Origin of the sequence: Paraburkholderia phosphatilytica (assembly GCF_003443895.1) — a bacterium.
In the GTDB taxonomy this organism is placed as follows: Bacteria; Pseudomonadota; Gammaproteobacteria; order Burkholderiales; family Burkholderiaceae; genus Paraburkholderia; species Paraburkholderia phosphatilytica.
This window is the reverse complement of the sequence record NZ_QQOA01000020.1, coordinates 69,687-86,476: the sequence shown is the minus strand read 5'-3', so window position 1 is coordinate 86,476 and position 16,790 is coordinate 69,687. Positions and strand designations below refer to the sequence as shown.

11 protein-coding genes are annotated in these 16,790 nt (G+C 65.8%); 5 read left to right on the top strand and 6 right to left on the bottom strand.

Features of this window, described 5'->3' with window-relative positions; all coding sequences use genetic code 11:
• The 5 genes from DVS29_RS21330 to DVS29_RS21310 form a co-directional block, all read right to left on the bottom strand.
• Positions 1–1,638: a methyl-accepting chemotaxis protein gene (locus tag DVS29_RS21330; RefSeq protein ID WP_118182478.1), complete on the bottom strand. Its 1,638-nt coding sequence runs from the start codon at positions 1,636–1,638 to the stop codon at positions 1–3.
• A 440-nt stretch (positions 1,639–2,078) separates the two neighbouring features.
• Positions 2,079–3,035: a dimethyl sulfoxide reductase anchor subunit family protein gene (locus DVS29_RS21325; protein ID WP_118182477.1), complete on the bottom strand. Its 957-nt coding sequence runs from the start codon at positions 3,033–3,035 to the stop codon at positions 2,079–2,081.
• Positions 3,036–3,074: 39 nt separating this feature from the next.
• The gene (locus tag DVS29_RS21320; protein ID WP_118182476.1) at positions 3,075–3,836 is read right to left on the bottom strand and encodes a 4Fe-4S dicluster domain-containing protein; all 762 of its coding nucleotides are present in this window, start codon (positions 3,834–3,836) and stop codon (positions 3,075–3,077) included.
• Between the two features lie 68 nt (positions 3,837–3,904).
• Entirely contained in the window at positions 3,905–6,820 is a 2,916-nt protein-coding gene (locus DVS29_RS21315; RefSeq protein ID WP_118182475.1) for a molybdopterin oxidoreductase family protein, read from the bottom strand.
• 147 nt (positions 6,821–6,967) lie between these two features.
• Positions 6,968–7,837 carry an IclR family transcriptional regulator gene (locus DVS29_RS21310; RefSeq protein ID WP_118182474.1) on the bottom strand — a complete coding sequence of 290 codons (870 nt, stop codon included), beginning with the start codon at positions 7,835–7,837 and terminating at the stop codon, positions 6,968–6,970.
• 188 nt (positions 7,838–8,025) lie between these two features.
• On the opposite strand from DVS29_RS21310, the gene DVS29_RS21305 reads away from it, so the two are divergent.
• The gene (locus tag DVS29_RS21305; protein ID WP_118182473.1) at positions 8,026–9,684 is read left to right on the top strand and encodes a GMC family oxidoreductase; all 1,659 of its coding nucleotides are present in this window, start codon (positions 8,026–8,028) and stop codon (positions 9,682–9,684) included.
• 252 nt (positions 9,685–9,936) lie between these two features.
• Positions 9,937–11,241 carry an MFS transporter gene (locus DVS29_RS21300; protein WP_118182472.1) on the top strand — a complete coding sequence of 435 codons (1,305 nt, stop codon included), beginning with the start codon at positions 9,937–9,939 and terminating at the stop codon, positions 11,239–11,241.
• Between the two features lie 33 nt (positions 11,242–11,274).
• Here the strand turns inward: DVS29_RS21300 and DVS29_RS21295 are convergent, their stop codons facing one another.
• Positions 11,275–12,039 carry an IclR family transcriptional regulator gene (locus DVS29_RS21295; protein WP_118182471.1) on the bottom strand — a complete coding sequence of 255 codons (765 nt, stop codon included), beginning with the start codon at positions 12,037–12,039 and terminating at the stop codon, positions 11,275–11,277.
• Between the two features lie 204 nt (positions 12,040–12,243).
• Here DVS29_RS21295 and sauS point away from each other — a divergent pair, with 204 nt between their 5' ends.
• Genes sauS through DVS29_RS21280 form a run of 3 tightly spaced genes read left to right on the top strand, consistent with a single transcriptional unit; the run spans position 12,244 to position 16,764 of the window.
• The gene (gene sauS, locus DVS29_RS21290; RefSeq protein ID WP_118182470.1) at positions 12,244–13,683 is read left to right on the top strand and encodes an acylating sulfoacetaldehyde dehydrogenase; all 1,440 of its coding nucleotides are present in this window, start codon (positions 12,244–12,246) and stop codon (positions 13,681–13,683) included.
• Entirely contained in the window at positions 13,680–15,332 is a 1,653-nt protein-coding gene (locus DVS29_RS21285; protein ID WP_118182469.1) for an AMP-binding protein, read from the top strand. Before sauS ends, DVS29_RS21285 begins: the two co-directional genes overlap by 4 nt.
• A 49-nt stretch (positions 15,333–15,381) precedes the next feature.
• A complete protein-coding gene (locus DVS29_RS21280) occupies positions 15,382–16,764 on the top strand; it encodes an MFS transporter (RefSeq protein ID WP_118182468.1) in 1,383 nt (460 codons plus the stop codon).
• Positions 16,765–16,790 lie beyond the last annotated feature (26 nt).

Here is a 16,790-nt window from a genome sequence, read left to right as displayed (position 1 = left end):
TTACGACAGTTGCAGGTCGGCGCACCCGTGCTGCGACGGGGCCGTGCCGCGCACAGCGGGTTGCCGCGCGGCGTGGTGCGTGTTCGATTGCGTATCGTCGAGCTGGAACTGGCCGACCATGCCGGACAGTTCGTCCGCCTGGTCCTGCAGCGCCTGCGCGGCATTCGCGCTCTCTTCGACGAGCGCCGCGTTTTCCTGCGTGGTGCGATCCATCTGGGTGATCGCCTGGTTGACCTGCTCGATGCCGTCGCGCTGCTCCTGGCTCGACGCGCTGATCTCCGCGACGATCTCGGTCACGTGCTGGATGCTCGTCACCACTTCGCGAATCACGTGACCCGCTTCCGCGACGAGCGCACTGCCGTTGCCGACCTGGCCCACCGATTGATCGATGAGTTCCTTGATTTCACGGGCTGCTACCGCGCAACGCTGCGCGAGGCCGCGTACTTCGTTCGCGACCACCGCGAAGCCGCGGCCATGCTCGCCCGCGCGCGCGGCTTCGACCGCCGCATTCAGCGCGAGGATGTTGGTCTGGAACGCGATGCCGTCGATCACGCCGATGATGTCGACGATCTTGCGCGACGACACGTTGATCGCGTTCATCGTGTCCACCACGTGGTCGACCGCATCGCCGCCTTTCGCTGCGACCACCGATGCGTTCGCCGCGAGCGTGTTCGCTTCGCGGGCGTTGTCGGCGTTCTGTTTCACCGTCGACGTAAGCTGCTCCATCGCCGCGGCCGTTTCTTCGAGCGCGCTTGCCTGGCGTTCGGTGCGGCTCGACAGGTCCACGTTGCCGCTCGCCACTTCGCGCGAAGCCTGCGCGATGGTGTCGGTGCCCTTGCGGACCTGGGTGACGATGCCGTGCAGGTTGTCCACCATGCGGCCGAGCGCCTTCTGCAGACGGCCCACTTCGTCGTCGCCTTCCGCCATGAACGGATGCGTGAGATTTCCGTGCGCAACCGCTTCGGCGAGTTCCACCGCGCGGTTGATCGGGCGCGTGATGCTGCGCGTGATGAACACGCCGGTCGCGATCGCGAGCAGCGCCGCGAACAGCGACAGCAGGATCATCTGCAGCTTCGCGTCGTGCGCTTCTTCGGTGGCCTGCGCGACGTCGTGCGCCATTTCGCCGGCCTGATAGTCGACCATCTTGTCGACGAGCGCGTAGTACGCGTCCTGCAGCTTCGCCATGTCGCCCTGGTAGAGGTCGCGCGCGTCCTGCTGCTGGTTGTTCTTCACGAGGTCGAAGAACTTGCGCACGCTCAGGCCGTAAGCGGAACGCGCATCGAACTGCTCCTGGAAGAGCGCCTTGCTCTGTTCGCTCCGGAGCTGCTTCTGGAGCTTCGCGTAGGCGTCCGCGTTGGTCTGGCGGATCACCGCGTAGTCGTTCATGTACTTCGCGGCCTGATCCGGTGAGCTCGCGAGCAGCAGGTTGCTGAGAATGACGGTGGCCTTGTAGCCGTTGTTCTTGATCTGGTTGCTGAGCGCGATCAGCGTGTAACGCTCCTCGACGATCTGGCTCATTTTCGTATTGCTGGATTCGAGGTGCGCGATGCCCACTGCGGCGGTGCCGATCAAGAGCGCAACGACGAGCGCGAACGCGGCGCCGAGTCGCACGCCGATCCTGAGATTGCCTATCTTCATGTTTCCGATTCCTGTACCTACGGCCTGACGATCTGTGTCGTGAATGAGTGGACGGCACCGCGCCGCCGCCGCCCGGGTATCGCCGGACAGTGGCTGCGACGCAGCCTGAAGCAAGCCGCTCGGTCAGGGGGCAATCGTTTGCGCTGCAAGGGTCATGATGAACCTGCGGGCGCGCGAAACCGCTCTGCCGGAACGGGCAGTCTCCACGCGTCCCAGGTTGGGCACGGTCGCGAAGCGGTGAGCGCATGGGTGCAGATGCAACGAACGCGTCGACGCTACGACCGGGACTGCCCGGGCGCTTTCTTCAGACAATATGTCGACCGCGATTCGGGAATCTTTAGCGGGGCAGGAAGGGTTCGTAACGAAAAAACTTCGTGGCGTGCAGATGTGTGGCGTCGTGCGGAGGTTTGCACGACGCCGGCGGGGTCAGGCGTCTTTATTCAGGACGCCTGGCGGTAGTAGATGTTCTGTGGATGCCGCGCTTCGGCGAAGAAGAACCAGCGCTCCGCGACTAGGCCCGCGTACTGTACGAGGCTCGCGAGAAGAAACAGCCACGGGATGATGCGTGCGGCCGCAACGCCCGCGCCGATGCCGGTCAGCACGAACGGCACGAGAAACGCGCCGATCAGGAAACTCCATCTGACCCGTTGCAGCGTCAACGGTGTCTGACCGTGGAAAAACTCGCGCAGATTGAACGCGCCTGCCGTGAAGCCGCGCGATTTCTGCACGACCTTCGCCGCGCGGATGCCGGTCGCGCTCTGCACGGTCGACTTTGGCCGCAGCCGCGCGTTGCGCGCGAGGGACGCGACGCGGCTCGCGCAGCCGGCGGCGGTCAGCACGCACGCACACACCGCGAGCCCCGCCACGAGCGACGGCGCGAGCCACGCCGCGCACGCGGTGGCGATCGTGAAGCCCGACGCGCAGCCGAGCAGCACGAAATTGACCATCGTCAGCGGCGTGGCCCATTCCTGCAGAAAGCGCAGGCACGCGTAGATCATCGCGGTACACACGAAGAGGCCCGCGCTCGCGACGAGCGCCACTGCGCCGACGGCGAGCGACCACGGCGAGCCGAACCAGTGGGCAACGCCATACGCAAAGGTCGCGGCAAGAAATACCGGCAGGCACAGGCATTCTCGCGAGAGCCACGACGTGCGCCACATCGCGATTGCCCGCCATGCGCGCTCGGGATGACCGAGGTGGAAGAACGAAGCGACGAGTCCGAGTCCGCCGAGCACGACGGCCAGTGCCGCGCCGGTCACGAAGAAGAAACGCGGCGCGGCATCCGGCGCAACGAGTCCGAGATGCGCGGCCAGCTCGATACCGAACAGCGCGATCAGCAGGCCTTGTCCCGCGCCGCTCAGCGTGGTCAGGAATACGACGGAAAATGCGGGTTTCATCGGTGTTTCCTTGATTTCCCTGAGGCCGTCACGAAGCCGTCACGAGAGCGCGCCGTTTACGGCGCCGATGCGCGTCGCTGCGGACGCGAGATGCAACTGCCCCTGCTCGACCTGGTCATCGATGCGCTCAGGCTGCGTCTGCTGCGACCCGGACGAACACGAGCACGCACCGCTGCCGCACGACGTGGTGGTCTGGCGCGGCAGATAGTGATTCGCGGGCCGCGTGTTCCATTCGGGCATCAGCTGATAGCCGCCGCGCTCGCGGATCGCCTGCGAGACCGTCGAATTCGGATCGTGAATGTCGCCGAAGAGGCGCGCGGAAGTCGGGCACGCGAGCACGCAGGCCGGCTTGCGGTCGCGTTCGGGCAACGCTTCGTTGTAGATGCGATCGGCGCAGAGCGTGCATTTCGTCATCTCCTTACGCGCTTCGTCGATTTCGCGCGCGCCGTACGGACACGCCCACGCGCAGTACTTGCAGCCGATGCAGCGGTCGTAGTCGACCAGCACGAGACCGTCTTCCTTGCGCTTGTAGCTCGCGCCGGTCGGACAGACGGGCACGCACGGCGGGTCTTCGCAGTGCAGGCACGACTTCGGGAAATGGATCGTGTCGGTGAGCGGAAACTCGCCGGCTTCATAGGTCTGCACGCGGTTGAAGAACGTGCCGAGCGGATCGTCGTCGTACGGACGGAAGTCCGCGAGGCTGCCTGCCTCGCCCGACGTGTTCCACTCCTTGCAGCTCGTGACGCACGCGTGACACCCGACGCATACGTTCAGGTCGATGACGAGTGCCATCTGGGTCATGGGACCTCTCCTGTTCGATGTTCACCGGCGCAACGTACGGACGATAGATGCCGCGCGCCGGTGTGAATTCAGTCTTGCCGTGTGCCGCGCAGCCGCGCCGCGAATTGCCCGCGTCCTGCGAAATACGTCTGCACGACGCGCTTCACGATGTTCGTCGAGCCCGGCAGCGGCGGCATCGGTGCGAACTGCGGCAGCGTGTGGTCGGCATCCGCTTCGGCGGGATAGATGCGCACGCGCACGTCGTACCACGCGGCCTGCCCCGTGATCGGATCGGAATTCGACGTTCGCGCGTCGCGGCCGCTGACGGGTAGTTCGTCCGTGATCACGTGGTTGAGCAGGAAGCCGTTGCGCGATTCGTTGGCGTCCGGGCCGAGATTCCATGCGCCCGCCGCCTTGCCGATCGCGTTCCATGTCCAGACGGTGCCCGGCTCGACCGCTTCGCTGAAGCGCGCGCGGCAGCGCACCTTGCCCCACTGCGATTCGACGTAGATCCACGCGCCGTCTTCGATGCCTTGCTCCGCCGCCATGCGCGGGTTCACGAACAGGAAGTTCTCGCCGTGAATCTGCCGCAGCCATGCGTTCTGCGAGTCCCACGAGTGGTACATCGCCATCGGCCGTTGCGTGACCGCGGCAAGCGGATAACGCGCGCCGTCGGTCACGTCGTGCTCGAGCGGTGCATACCAGAACGGCAGCGGATCGAAGTAACGCTCGATGCGCGCGCGCAGATGGTCGGGCGGCTGGCGGCCTTGCGTCTTGCCTTGCGCCGCGAGCCTGAACTTCTGCAGCACGTCGGAGTACAGCTGGATCAGGATCGGCTGGTCGAATTTCCGGAAGCCGTTCTCCACCGCCCACTTCAGGTACGGCCCGTTGCCGTTGCGCATGTATTGCAGCGTTTCCGGCAGCGTGTAATGGAACACGCAGTTGTTCTTTGCGTACTGCTCCCACTGGTTCGGGTTCGGCTCGCCGACGAGCGCCTTGTCGCCATCCTTGCCACGCCAGCCGATCAGAAAACCGACGCCCGAATCCGGCGTGGTCTGGTGATGGATGATGAACTCGGGATAGTCGCGATAGCGCCGCTTGCCGTCGGGCGTCGTGAACGCGGGCAGCTTGAGCCGGCTGCCGAGTTCCACCAGCACCTCCTGGAACGGCTTGCATTCGCCCGTTGGCGGCACGACCGGAACGCGGACCGAGTCGACCGGTCCGTCGAATTCGGAGATCGGCCGGTCGAGCATCGACATCGCGTCGTGACGTTCGAGGTACGTCGTATCCGGCAGGATCAGGTCGGCGAACGCGGTCATCTCCGACTGGAACGCATCGCAGACGACGATGAACGGAATCTTGTACTCCCCGTCTGAATTGCGATCCGCGAGCATCTTGCGAACCTCGACGGTGTTCATCGACGAGTTCCACGCCATGTTCGCCATGAAGATCAGCAGCGTGTCGATCGGATACGGATCGCCGCGCCACGCGTTCGTGATCACGCTGTGCATCAGGCCGTGCACAGCGAGTGGGTATTCCCACGAAAACGCCTTGTCGATGCGGACCGGCTCGCCCTGATCGTCGATGAACAGATCCGCGGGCGCGGCGGGCCAGCCGAGCGGGCCGACCGCGAGCGGCGTGTTGGGCTTCACCGCATCGGGACTGTTCGGCGGTTTCGCGGAAGGCGGCACCGCGCGCGGAAACGGCGACTTGTGCCGGAAGCCGCCAGGCCGGTCGATCGTACCGAGCAGCGACATCAGCACCGCGAGCGCGCGGATCGACTGGAAGCCGTTCGAATGGGCGGCGAGGCCCCGCATCGCGTGAAAGGCGATCGGATTGCCTTCCACGGTGTCGTGCGTCTGGCCCCACGCGTCGGTCCAGCGGATCGGCAGGCTGATGCGATGATCGCGCGCCACCTCCGCCATCTCGCGCGCAAGGCGCTGGATCGTGTCGGCCGGAATGCCGGTGATGCCTTCGGCCCATTGCGGCGTGCAGCTGGCCACCTGTCTGCGCAACAGTTCGAACGACGGCGCGACGGGCGTGCCGTCGTCGAGCGTGTACTCGCCTTCGAGCGCCGGCGTCACGCCCGGCGTGTGATGCAGCACCGCGCGCTGCGTGGCGGTGTCCCACCAGCGATGATTCTGCGGGAACAGCGGATTTTCTTCGGGCGCGTCGCGGTCCTGCACGAAGAGTCCGAACGTGTCGCTGTGCTCGTTCATGTCGAGCAGCTCGGCCGCATTCGTGAAGCGTGCAACGAAGTCGCGGTCGTACGCGTTCGCCTCGATCAGCTCGCGGATCAGCGCCATGAACAGCGCGCCGTCGGTGCCGGGGCGGATCGGCACCCACTCGTCGGCGATCGCCGCATAGCCGGTGCGGATCGGATTGATCGCGATAAAGCGGCCGCCCGCGCGCTTGAACTTCGAGATCGCGATCTTCAGCGGATTCGAGTGGTGGTCTTCGGCCGTGCCGATCATGAGGAACAGCTTCGCCGAATCCAGATCGGGTCCGCCGAATTCCCAGAACGAGCCGCCGATCGTGTAGATCATGCCCGCCGCCATATTCGACGAGCAGAAGCCGCCGTGCGCCGCATAGTTCGGAGTACCGAACTGTTTTGCGAAGAGGCCCGTCAGCGCCTGCATCTGGTCGCGGCCGGTGAAGAGCGCGAACTGCTTCGGATCGGTTGCGCGCAGATGCGCGAGCCGCGTTTCGAGCATCTCGAACGCGGTGTCCCACGAGATCGGCTCGAACTGCGCGGTGCCACGTTCGGCATCGCGCTTGCGCAAAAGCGGCTGCGTGAGGCGCGCGGGCGAGTACTGCTTCATGATGCCCGACGAGCCCTTCGCACAGATCACCCCTTGATTCAGCGGGTGCTCAGGGTTCCCGTCGATATACCGGACCTCGCCATCCCGCAGATGCACGCGTATGCCGCAACGGCACGCGCACATGTAGCAGGTGGTGGTCTTGACCTCGAGCTTTTCGTTCTGGGTACGTGCGTGATGTTCCATAGCTTGCTCCGCAAACCCGTCGCCGGATCAGGCGTGGACGATCCGGCAATCGATACGCGTGATGCTAGGCGCCCCTTGACCATAAGAAAAATCATAATTCTCGACGCAACATATCGGCGCGCCTGATGATCGCCGCTCTCGCTTACGCTACTGCCCGTTCAAGACGACAGCGTTGCCGCCGCCTGCGCCGCGCGCCCGCATCATGGCCGCATCCGGCGCCTGAATCAGCGGCGCGAGTTTCAACGCCGTTTCACGCATGCGCGGCACGGCCTCCAGCAGGTCATTCAAATTCGCGCGTGCGGTCGGCGCATGCGCGGCCAACGCGGCGAGCACGCGTCCACTCGCGGCATCCACCACCGGCACCGCGATCGCGACCATGCCGCGCACGAACTCTTCGTTGTCGATGCCGATGCCTCGTGCGGCCAGGCGATCGAGCTCCGCTTCCAGCAGCCCTTGTTCCGTCAGCGTGCGATGCGTCATCCGCTTCAGCGACAGGCGCGACAACACCAGGCGCCGTTCAGCCGCGGGCAGATGCGCGAGGAAGAGCTTGCCGCTCGCGGTGCAGTGCAACGGCACGCGCATACCGGGCTGCATGTGCAGCCGCAGCGGCTCCGCGGTTTCGACGCGTTCGATGTAGAGCACCGTGTCGCCATCGAGCGCGGTCAGGTTGCAGCTTTCGCCAAGCGTCTCGACGAGCGCGCGCAGCAGCGAACGGCACGCGCGCGTGAAGGTGTTGTTCGACAGCGTGGCGAGCGCGAGCTGCGCGGCGCGTGGACCCAGCGCAATGCCGCGATCGGTGCCGCGCGAGTCCGGCATGTGCGCGACGTATCCCTGCGCTTCGAGCGAATCGATCATCCGCGCGAGCGTCGCCTTCGGAATGTGCAGCCGGGCCGCGAGCTGCGAGAGCGTGAACGGCTGGCCCGCTGCGGCGAGCTGCTCGAGCACGGCGAGCGCGCGCAGCACGCGTGTGTCGTCTGCCGCATGGTCTGCGAAAGCGGGTTGTGTGACGTTGCGCATAGGTCCCTTGGTGAGCTTCACGCGTGGCGATGACGATGCTGCAATGCAACCGAATAAATGGAACAAAAAGTTCTGATTCCGTACCGCATTTGTCGATTCTAGTAGTGAACGCTTGAACGTCAAACATTACAACCATAAAGTTAAACGAAACATCCCGGTTTTTATCGGACGTGAAACACGGAGACACCATGACGGGCAGTTACGACTACGTGGTCGTCGGCGCAGGATCGGCCGGCTGCGTGCTGGCGAACCGGCTTTCGGATGGCGGACGTTACTCGGTCTGCCTGCTGGAAGCGGGTCCCGCGGACCGCTTCATCTGGATTCATATCCCGATCGGCTATGGCAAGACGATGTTCCATCCCGTCTACAACTGGGGCTTCTATACCGATCCCGATCCGAACATGCACGACCGGCGGCTTTACTGGCCGCGCGGCAGGACGCTTGGCGGCAGCAGTTCGATCAACGGTCTGATCTACGTGCGTGGCCAGAAGGAGGACTACGACCAGTGGGCTGCGTTCGGCAATCGCGGCTGGAGCTGGAACGACTGCCTGCCGTATTTCCGGCGGCTCGAACACAACGAACTGGGCGCGGGGCCAACGCGGGGTACCGATGGCCCGTTGTGGGCGTCGACGATCAAGCAGCGGCATGAGCTGGTCGATGCGTTCATCGCGGCATCCGGGACGCTCGGCGTGCCGCATGTCGACGACTTCAATACCGGCGACCAGGAAGGCGTCGGCTACTACCAGCTGACGACGCGCGGCGGCTTCCGCTGTTCGACGGCCGTCGCGTATCTGAAGCCGGCGCGGCGCCGCCCGAATCTGCACGTGGAGACCGACGCGCATGCGACGAAGATCCTGTTCGACGGTACGCGCGCAACTGGCGTGCGCTACACGCAGCACGACAGGATCGTCGATGTGCGCGCGAACCGCGAAGTCATCCTCACGGCGGGCGCGCTGCAGACGCCGCAGTTGCTGCAGCTCTCCGGCGTCGGGCCGCAGGCGCTGCTGCGCGAGCACGGCATTCCAGTAGTGGCCGACCGCGCGGGCGTCGGCGAGAACCTGCAGGACCATCTGCAGGTGCGCCTGATCTACGAGGTGACGAAGCCGATCACGACCAACGATCAACTGCGCACGTGGACCGGCCGCGCGAAGATGGGCCTGCAATGGGCGCTGTTCCGCAACGGGCCGCTCGCGATCGGCATCAACCAGGGCGGCATGTTCTGCCGCGCGTTGCCGGACGAATCTCCGACGCCTGACGTGCAGTTCCACTTTTCCACGCTGTCCGCGGATTCGGCGGGCGGCGATGTGCATCCGTTCTCCGGCTGTACGTATTCGGTGTGCCAGCTGCGGCCCGAATCGCGCGGCACGGTGCGGATCCGTTCGACCGATGCGCGCGAGGCGCCGTCGATCCAGCCGAACTATCTGGCGACCGATCTCGATCGCCGCACGACGGTGGCGGGCGTGCGCTTCGCGCGCCGCGTCGCGGCCGCCGAACCGATCGCTTCGTTGATGAAGCGCGAAGTGCGTCCCGGCGCCGACGCGCAAACCGACGGCGAACTGCTCGATTTCTGCCGCGAGTACGGACAGACGATCTTCCATCCGTCGGGTACCGCGAAGATGGGCGTGGCGGGCGATCCGCTCGCGGTCGTCGACGAACGGCTGCGCGTGTACGGCACGCAGGGGCTGCGCGTGGTCGACTGCTCGATCATGCCGACGCTCGTGTCGGGCAACACGAACGTGCCGATCGTGATGGTCGCGGAAAAGGCGTCGGACATGATCCTCGCCGATGCGCGCGGCGGCGAGCCGGCTCTGCGCATCGACAGCCGGTTCACCGCGGAAGCGGCGTAAGCGCAGCACGAGAGCACCACACGAGCACCACACGCATCAGCAACGCAACGCAGTCAGCAGCACACGTAAAGCAGCACGCATCGAGCAGCGCACAACAAGCAGGGCACATCACCGGCGCGCCAGGCGGCACAGACTGCCCGCGCGACCGGCCAGGACCACAACCGCCGAGCGCCCCGGAGGAGACGTCAGGGGCTATGCATCGTGCCGCGTATCCGAGTTCGCGCAGGCACGGCCATCACTGGAGGAGCTGCAATGGCCATGGATCCACGTGTAGTTCGTCGCGTCGCGCTAGCCAGCGTGATCGGCGCGACCGTCGAGTGGTACGACTTTTTTCTGTACGGCGTGGTCGCCGGCATCATTTTCAACAAGCTGTACTTTCCAGGCAGCGATCCGCTCATCTCGACGTTGCTCGCGTACACGACGTTCGCGGTCGGCTTCGTCACGCGGCCGCTTGGCGGCGTGATCTTCGGGCACTTCGGCGACCGCATCGGCCGCAAGTCGGCGCTGATCCTGACGCTCGTGATCATGGGCATCTCGACGGCAGGCGTCGCATTCGTGCCGACCTACGCGCAGATCGGCGTAGCCGCGCCGATCCTGCTGCTGTCGCTGCGCGTGCTGCAAGGCATCGGCCTGGGCGGCGAATGGGGCGGGGCGGTGCTGATGGCCTACGAATATGCGCCGCCCGACAAGCGCGGCCTGTACGCGAGCCTGCCGCAGATCGGCCTCTCGATCGGCTTGTGCCTCGCTTCCGGGATGGTCGCCGCGCTGTCGCATGGGCTGACGGAGCAGGCGTTCTTCTCCTGGGGCTGGCGCGTCGCGTTCGGCGCGTCCGTGCTGCTCGTGGTGGTGGGCCTGTATATCCGGCTCAAGGTGATGGAGACGCCGGAGTTCCTCGCGCTCAAGCGGCAACGGGGCGAGTCGCGTATGCCGTTCGCCGAGATGCTCGCGAACTATCGCGGGCCGGTGATGCTCGGCATGGGCGCGCGGTTGATCGACGGCGTGTTCTTCAACGTGTTCGCGGTGTTCTCGATCGCCTACCTGGTGCAGCACGCGGCGCTGAGCCGCACCGATGCGCTGCTGGGCGTGATGCTGGCCGCCGTCGTCATGTGTTTCTTCATACCGTTGTTCGGCCGGCTCTCGGACAAGGTGGGCCGCACCCGCGTGTACCGCTGGGGTTCGCTGATCTGCGGGCTCTCCGTGATCCCGGCGTTCTGGGTGATGGACCATCAGCCGCCCAACACGGCCTTGATCTGGCTCGCGATCGTGATTCCGTTCGGCATCTTCTACGCGATCGTATATGGGCCGGAAGCCGCGCTCTTCGCCGAGCTGTTCGATGCGAACGTGCGCTATACGGGCATCTCGTTCGTCTATCAGTTCTCGGGCATCTTTGCGAGCGGCCTGACGCCGATCATCGCGACCGCGCTGCTGCGCGTGAACAGCGGCAAGCCGTGGATGATGTGCACGTACGTGCTGTTGTCCGCGCTGATCTCCGCGTGGTCCGCGCGTGCGATAGAACGACGAGGGGAGACTGCAGCAGTCGCGATCGAGGCGCATTGAGGCGGTGCGTTGTCGCTCAGCACCAACGCACACTCACGCCCGAAACGTCTTCGCGGTTTCCTCGGCCGCGAGGTGCAGATCGGGCACGAACGCGAGCAGGTCGTCCAGCGCGACGCGGCCCACCGGCGCCTGCACCGCGATCGCGGCGCACGCGCGGTTGCGGTCCAGCATCACCGGCACTGCGATCGCGATCAGCCCCTGCAGATGCTCCTGATTGTTGATCGCGAGCAGACGCCGGCGCGTGATCGCGAGTTCGCGGCGCAGCGCTTCGCGGTCGGTGATCGTGTGCTCGGAATACGCGCGCAGCGGCAGCGAATCGATCATCCGCTCGCGCCGTTCCTTCGGCAGGAACGACAGCAGCACCTTGCCGCTCGCGGAGCAATGCAGCGGAACGTGCGAGCCCGGTTGCAGGTGCATGCGTAGCGGCCATTCGGTTTCCACGCGGTCCAGGTAGACCACGTCGTTGCCCGCGAGCATCGTGAGATTGCAGGTTTCCCCGATCTTCTCGACGAGCGCTTCGAGCAGCCCGTGGCGCGCCGCCGCGGGGCCGGTGCGCATCAGCACGTTGATCGCGAACTTGCGCACGCGCGGCGAACATTCGTAGAGGCGGTTGCTCGCGCCGCGCAGCACGAGCCCGGCGTCCATCAATTGCGCGAGGATCCGGTGCATCGTCTGCTTCGGCAGGCCGAGCGCGCCCGCAAGGTCGGTCATCGAGATCGGGCCGTTGGCCTCGGACAGCGTTTCGAGCACGCGAAACGCCCGCACGGCCGCCGCGTTCGACTGGTTCGACGTCGTCATGCCACCCTCATCGATGCACCTTTCATGCCGTCAATTGTGCATCGAATGGCGCGTTTTTCGGGACTATGGAAGTCCCGAATTCCGCACTTTCCGACGCTTAGGATCACGCAGCAACGAATCGAACGGAAAACGGGACTGCGGGTTTGCCGCGTAAGACTAGATTGACGCTCAGATACCTCAAATACCTTTGATGGAGCGCAATCCATGAACGTCAGAGCCACGGCAGCCGAAGTCGGACCCGGCGACGCCGAAACCGAACGCAGCGTAGCGCAGCTCGTCGCGAAGGCGCGTGCGGCGCAGCAGGCGTTCGAGCACGCCGGCCAGGCCACGCTCGATGCTGCCGCCAGTGCCGCTGCGTGGGCGATTCTCGAGCCCGCGCGTAACCGGCAGCTCGCCGAACTCGCGGTGCGCGATACGGGCCTCGGCAATGTCGCGGACAAGGTGGTGAAGAACCACCGCAAGACGCTCGGCCTGCTGCGCGACCTGCACGGGCAGAAGACCTGCGGCGTGATCGCACGCGACAGCGCCAAAGGTATCGTCGAGATCGCACGCGCGGCCGGCGTGGTGGCTGCGGTGACGCCATCGACGAATCCGTCGGCCACGCCCGCGAACAAGATCATCAACGCGCTCAAATGCGGCAATGCGGTGATCGTTGCGCCGTCGCCGAAGGGACATTCCGCGTGCGCGATGCTGCTCGGCTTCGTGCACGAGCAAGTCACGAAGGTGGGCCTTTCCACCGATCTCGTGCAGATGCTGCCGTCGCCGGTCACGAAAGCGGCGACTGCGGCATTGATGCGCGCGGCGGACCTGGTGGTGGCCACGGGTTCGCAGGCGAACGTGCGGATGGCCTACACGAGCGGCACGCCGGCATTCGGCGTGGGCGCGGGCAACGTCGCGTCGATCGTGACCGCGACGGCGTCGCTCGCAGAAGCGGCGCGCAGGATCGCCGCGTCGAAGACCTTCGACTACGCGACGAGCTGCTCGTCGGAGAACAGCGTCGTGATCGAGGATGCCGTCTACGACGCGATGCTCGCCGCGCTCGCGGAAGCGGGCGGCGTACTGCTCGACCCATCGCAGAAGGAGCGCCTGCAGCAGGCGATGTGGCAGGACGGCAAGCTGTCGTCGCGCTGCACCGCGCAATCGGCGCCGACCATCGCGCGCATCGCGGGCCTCGACGACATCGCCGCGCGCGAGCCGGCATTTCTGATGGTCGAGGAGACCGGCTTCGGCGCCGACCACCCGTTCTCCGGCGAAAAGCTCTCGCCGGTGCTGACCGTCTATCGCGCGTGCGATTTCGACGACGCGGCGGGCATGGTGCGCCGCATCTACGCGTACATGGGCGCCGGCCATTCGGTAGGCCTGCATGGCTCGGACGAAGCGCAGGCGGTCGAACTCGGCCTCACGCTGCCGGTGGCGCGCGTGATCGTGAACCAGGCGCACTGCACGGCAACCGGCGGCAATTTCGACAACGGTCTGCCGTTCTCGCTTTCGATGGGCTGCGGTACCTGGGGGCGCAACAACTTCTCGGACAACCTCGGCTTCCGGCAGTACCTGAACATCACGCGGGTCGCGTATCCGATTGACGGCCGTGTGCCGGAAGTCGACGAGCTGCTTGGCGATTTCTTCGGGAGCTACGGCCGATGAACCTGCCCGTCACCGTGCGCGCGCTCGTCGACGAGCGTGCCGCGCATTACCCGGATCGTCCCTTTCTGCTCGCGTCGTCGGGCGACAACGCTGCGGCGAATGACACCGCACCGCGCGTGCTGACTTTCGGTGCGGTGCAGCGCGACTGCGCGACGCTTGCTGCGCGCTTCGCCGAAGCCGGCCTGCACCCTGGCGACGTCGTGTCGCTCTTCATGAGCAACGGCTTGCAGACGGCGCGGCTGCTGCTTGGCGCGATGTACAGCGGCCTCGTTGCGAATCCGATCAACCTGCTGAGCCAGGCGTCGCAGCTGCGCTATGTGATCGAGCACTCGGACACGCGCGCGATTTTCGTCGAGCCGTCGATGCATTCGACGATCGCCGCCGCGCTCGCCGAACTGCGTCAGCAAGGCATGACGCGCGACGTCGCGCTGATCGAAACAGCGCCCGATGCCGACGCGCTGCCCGAATTCGCGCCGCTCGAAGTGGCGCTCGCCGAAATGCCGTCGCTCACGCACGAAAGCGCAGCGCAGCCCGCGGCGGCCATGCAGCATGGAACGCAACCGTGCGCGATTCCGCTGCCGTCGGACGGACTCGCGCAGGCCGACGACGTCGCGCTGCTGATGTACACGTCCGGCACGACCGGCGCGCCGAAGGGCGTGCTGCTTACGCATCGCAACCTGATCGTCAACGCGCGCAACGTGAGCGACGAGCATCGGCTGGATAGCGCCGACCGCGTGCTCGCGACGCTGCCGCTCTATCACATCAACGGTCTTGTCGTGACGCTGCTCGCGCCGCTCTTCCATGCGGGCTCCGTCGTGATGGCGCCGCGTTTTTCGGTGCGCACGTTCTGGCGCGACGTCGCGCAGCATGCATGCACGTGGATCAACGTGGTGCCGACCATCGTCGCGTATCTGCTCAACGACGAAGCCCACTGCCTGTTCGATCTGTCGGCGCTGAAGTTCTGCCGCAGCGCATCGGCCGCGTTGCCGTGCGATCACCATCGCGCGTTCGAAGGGCGCTTCGGCGTCGGCATCATCGAAACGATGGGGATGACCGAGACGGCCGCGCCGATGTTCAGTAATCCCTATGAGCCGGAGAAACGGCGCGTCGGCAGCATCGGCCTGCCGTCGGGCGGCGAAGCGAAAGTGGTCGCGCTCGATGGCAACGACTGCGCGCCCGGGGAATGCGGCGAGCTTGTGCTGCGCGGCGAGCAGGTGATGCGCGGCTACTACAAGCGCCCCGAAGACACCGAGGCCACGTTCACCGCCGACGGCTGGCTGCGCAGCGGCGACCTCGGGTATCGCGATGAGGACGGCTACTTCTACATCAACGGCCGCGCGAAGGAACTGATCATCAAGGGCGGCGAAAACATCGCGCCACGTGAGATCGACGAAGCGCTGCTGCGCCACCCGGGCGTGCTCGAAGCCGCGGCGGTAGGCGTGCCGGACGTCGCGTACGGGCAGGACATCGTCGCGTTCGTGGTGCCGCGCGCGGTGGACGGCGCCGCCGAGCCCGACATCGCCGATCTGCGCGCGCACTGCCTGCGCGAGCTCGGCCGCTACAAGACGCCGAAGGAATTCCGCTTCGTCGCGGAACTGCCGCGCGGACCGTCCGGCAAGGTCCAGCGGCTGAAGCTCTGCACCACCTGATTCGATTGCCGGCGGGTTACCCGGAACGATATAAAACACAGGAGACAGCATGGAAAAGCGGACGCAGCGCGTGAAGACGCGCCACATCATTCTGGCGGTCATGTGCGTCATGTATTTCATCTCGTACATCGACCGCGTGAACATTGCGGTCGCCGGACCGATGATCCGTCACGAGATGGGGCTGACGCCGGCGGAGCTCGGCCTCGTGTTCTCGGCGTTCGCGTATCCGTACGCGGTGATGCAGATCATCGGCGGCTGGCTCGCGGATAAATACGGACCGAAGCTCGTGCTGATCGTGCTGTCGCTGATCTGGGGCGTGTCGACGTTCCTGACCGGATTCGTCGGCAGCGTCGCCGTGCTGGTCGCGCTGCGCTTCGTGCTCGGCATCGGCGAAGGCGGTGCGTTTCCGACCGCCACGCGCGCGTTCACGTACTGGATGCCGCCTACCGAACGCGGCTTCGCGCAGGGCATTACGCACAGCTTCGCGCGGCTCGGCGGCGCAGTCACGCCGCCGATCGTGCTCGCGGTCGTCGCGTTCGGCGGCTGGCGCGATGCGTTCATTCTGCTCGGTATCGCGAGTCTCGCGTGGACCGTGCTGTACATGTGCGTGTTCACGAATTCGCCGGAACAGAACCGCCGCATCACGGCCGAGGAGACCGCCGAAATCGGCTATCGCGCCGGCGACTGCGAACGCGCGAAGCGTCAGGCCACGCCGTGGCGCAAGCTGATCCGCCGCATGTGGCTCGTCACCTTCGTCGACTTCTGCTACGGCTGGCTGCTGTGGGTGTATCTGACGTGGCTGCCGTCGTATCTGCGCGAATCGCGCGGCTTCGATCTGAAGCACCTCGCGCTGTTCACCGCGTTGCCGTTGCTGGCCGGCGTGATCGGCGACACCTTCGGCGGTGTGGTGTCCGACCGGCTGTTCAAGATGACCGGCCGGCTGCGCCTCGCGCGCTGCGCGGTGCTGATCGTCGGCATGGGCGGCTCGCTCACGTTCCTGCTGCCGATGGTGTCCACGTCGAATCCGCTGACGGCGGTGTGGTTCCTGTCCGCGTCGTTCTTCTTCCTCGAGATCACGAACCCGGTGCTGTGGACGTTGCCGCTCGACATCGCTGGCCGCTACGCCGGCACCGCGGGCGGGCTGATGAACACCGGCTTCGGTGTGGCGGGGATGGTGTCGCCTGTCGTGTTCGGCTATCTGATCCAGACCACCGGCAGCTACAACGTGCCGTTCACGATCTCTGCAGGGCTGCTCGCGGTGGGCGTGGTCGGCGCGTGCTTCATCGATGCGACGAAGACCGTGGAAGTCGACGAGGAACGCGAGCGGATGCGCGCACCCGAGGGCGGCGACGTGCCCGCGTTCGCGCACGCGCTGTCGCCGTTGCGCTTCGAGCGGCCGCATCTGCGCCGGCCGCTGCGCTGGCGCAAGTGAGCCGCCGCATCGCGGTGCGCTTCGAT

Coding starts and splice junctions, on each gene's coding strand:
- DVS29_RS21330 (WP_118182478.1), bottom strand. CDS start 1,638: ATGAAGATAGGCAATCTCAGGATCGGCGTGCGACTCGGCGCCGCGTTC.
- DVS29_RS21325 (WP_118182477.1), bottom strand. CDS start 3,035: ATGAAACCCGCATTTTCCGTCGTATTCCTGACCACGCTGAGCGGCGCG.
- DVS29_RS21320 (WP_118182476.1), bottom strand. CDS start 3,836: ATGACCCAGATGGCACTCGTCATCGACCTGAACGTATGCGTCGGGTGT.
- DVS29_RS21315 (WP_118182475.1), bottom strand. CDS start 6,820: ATGGAACATCACGCACGTACCCAGAACGAAAAGCTCGAGGTCAAGACC.
- DVS29_RS21310 (WP_118182474.1), bottom strand. CDS start 7,837: ATGCGCAACGTCACACAACCCGCTTTCGCAGACCATGCGGCAGACGAC.
- DVS29_RS21305 (WP_118182473.1), top strand. CDS start 8,026: ATGACGGGCAGTTACGACTACGTGGTCGTCGGCGCAGGATCGGCCGGC.
- DVS29_RS21300 (WP_118182472.1), top strand. CDS start 9,937: ATGGCCATGGATCCACGTGTAGTTCGTCGCGTCGCGCTAGCCAGCGTG.
- DVS29_RS21295 (WP_118182471.1), bottom strand. CDS start 12,039: ATGACGACGTCGAACCAGTCGAACGCGGCGGCCGTGCGGGCGTTTCGC.
- sauS (WP_118182470.1), top strand. CDS start 12,244: ATGAACGTCAGAGCCACGGCAGCCGAAGTCGGACCCGGCGACGCCGAA.
- DVS29_RS21285 (WP_118182469.1), top strand. CDS start 13,680: ATGAACCTGCCCGTCACCGTGCGCGCGCTCGTCGACGAGCGTGCCGCG.
- DVS29_RS21280 (WP_118182468.1), top strand. CDS start 15,382: ATGGAAAAGCGGACGCAGCGCGTGAAGACGCGCCACATCATTCTGGCG.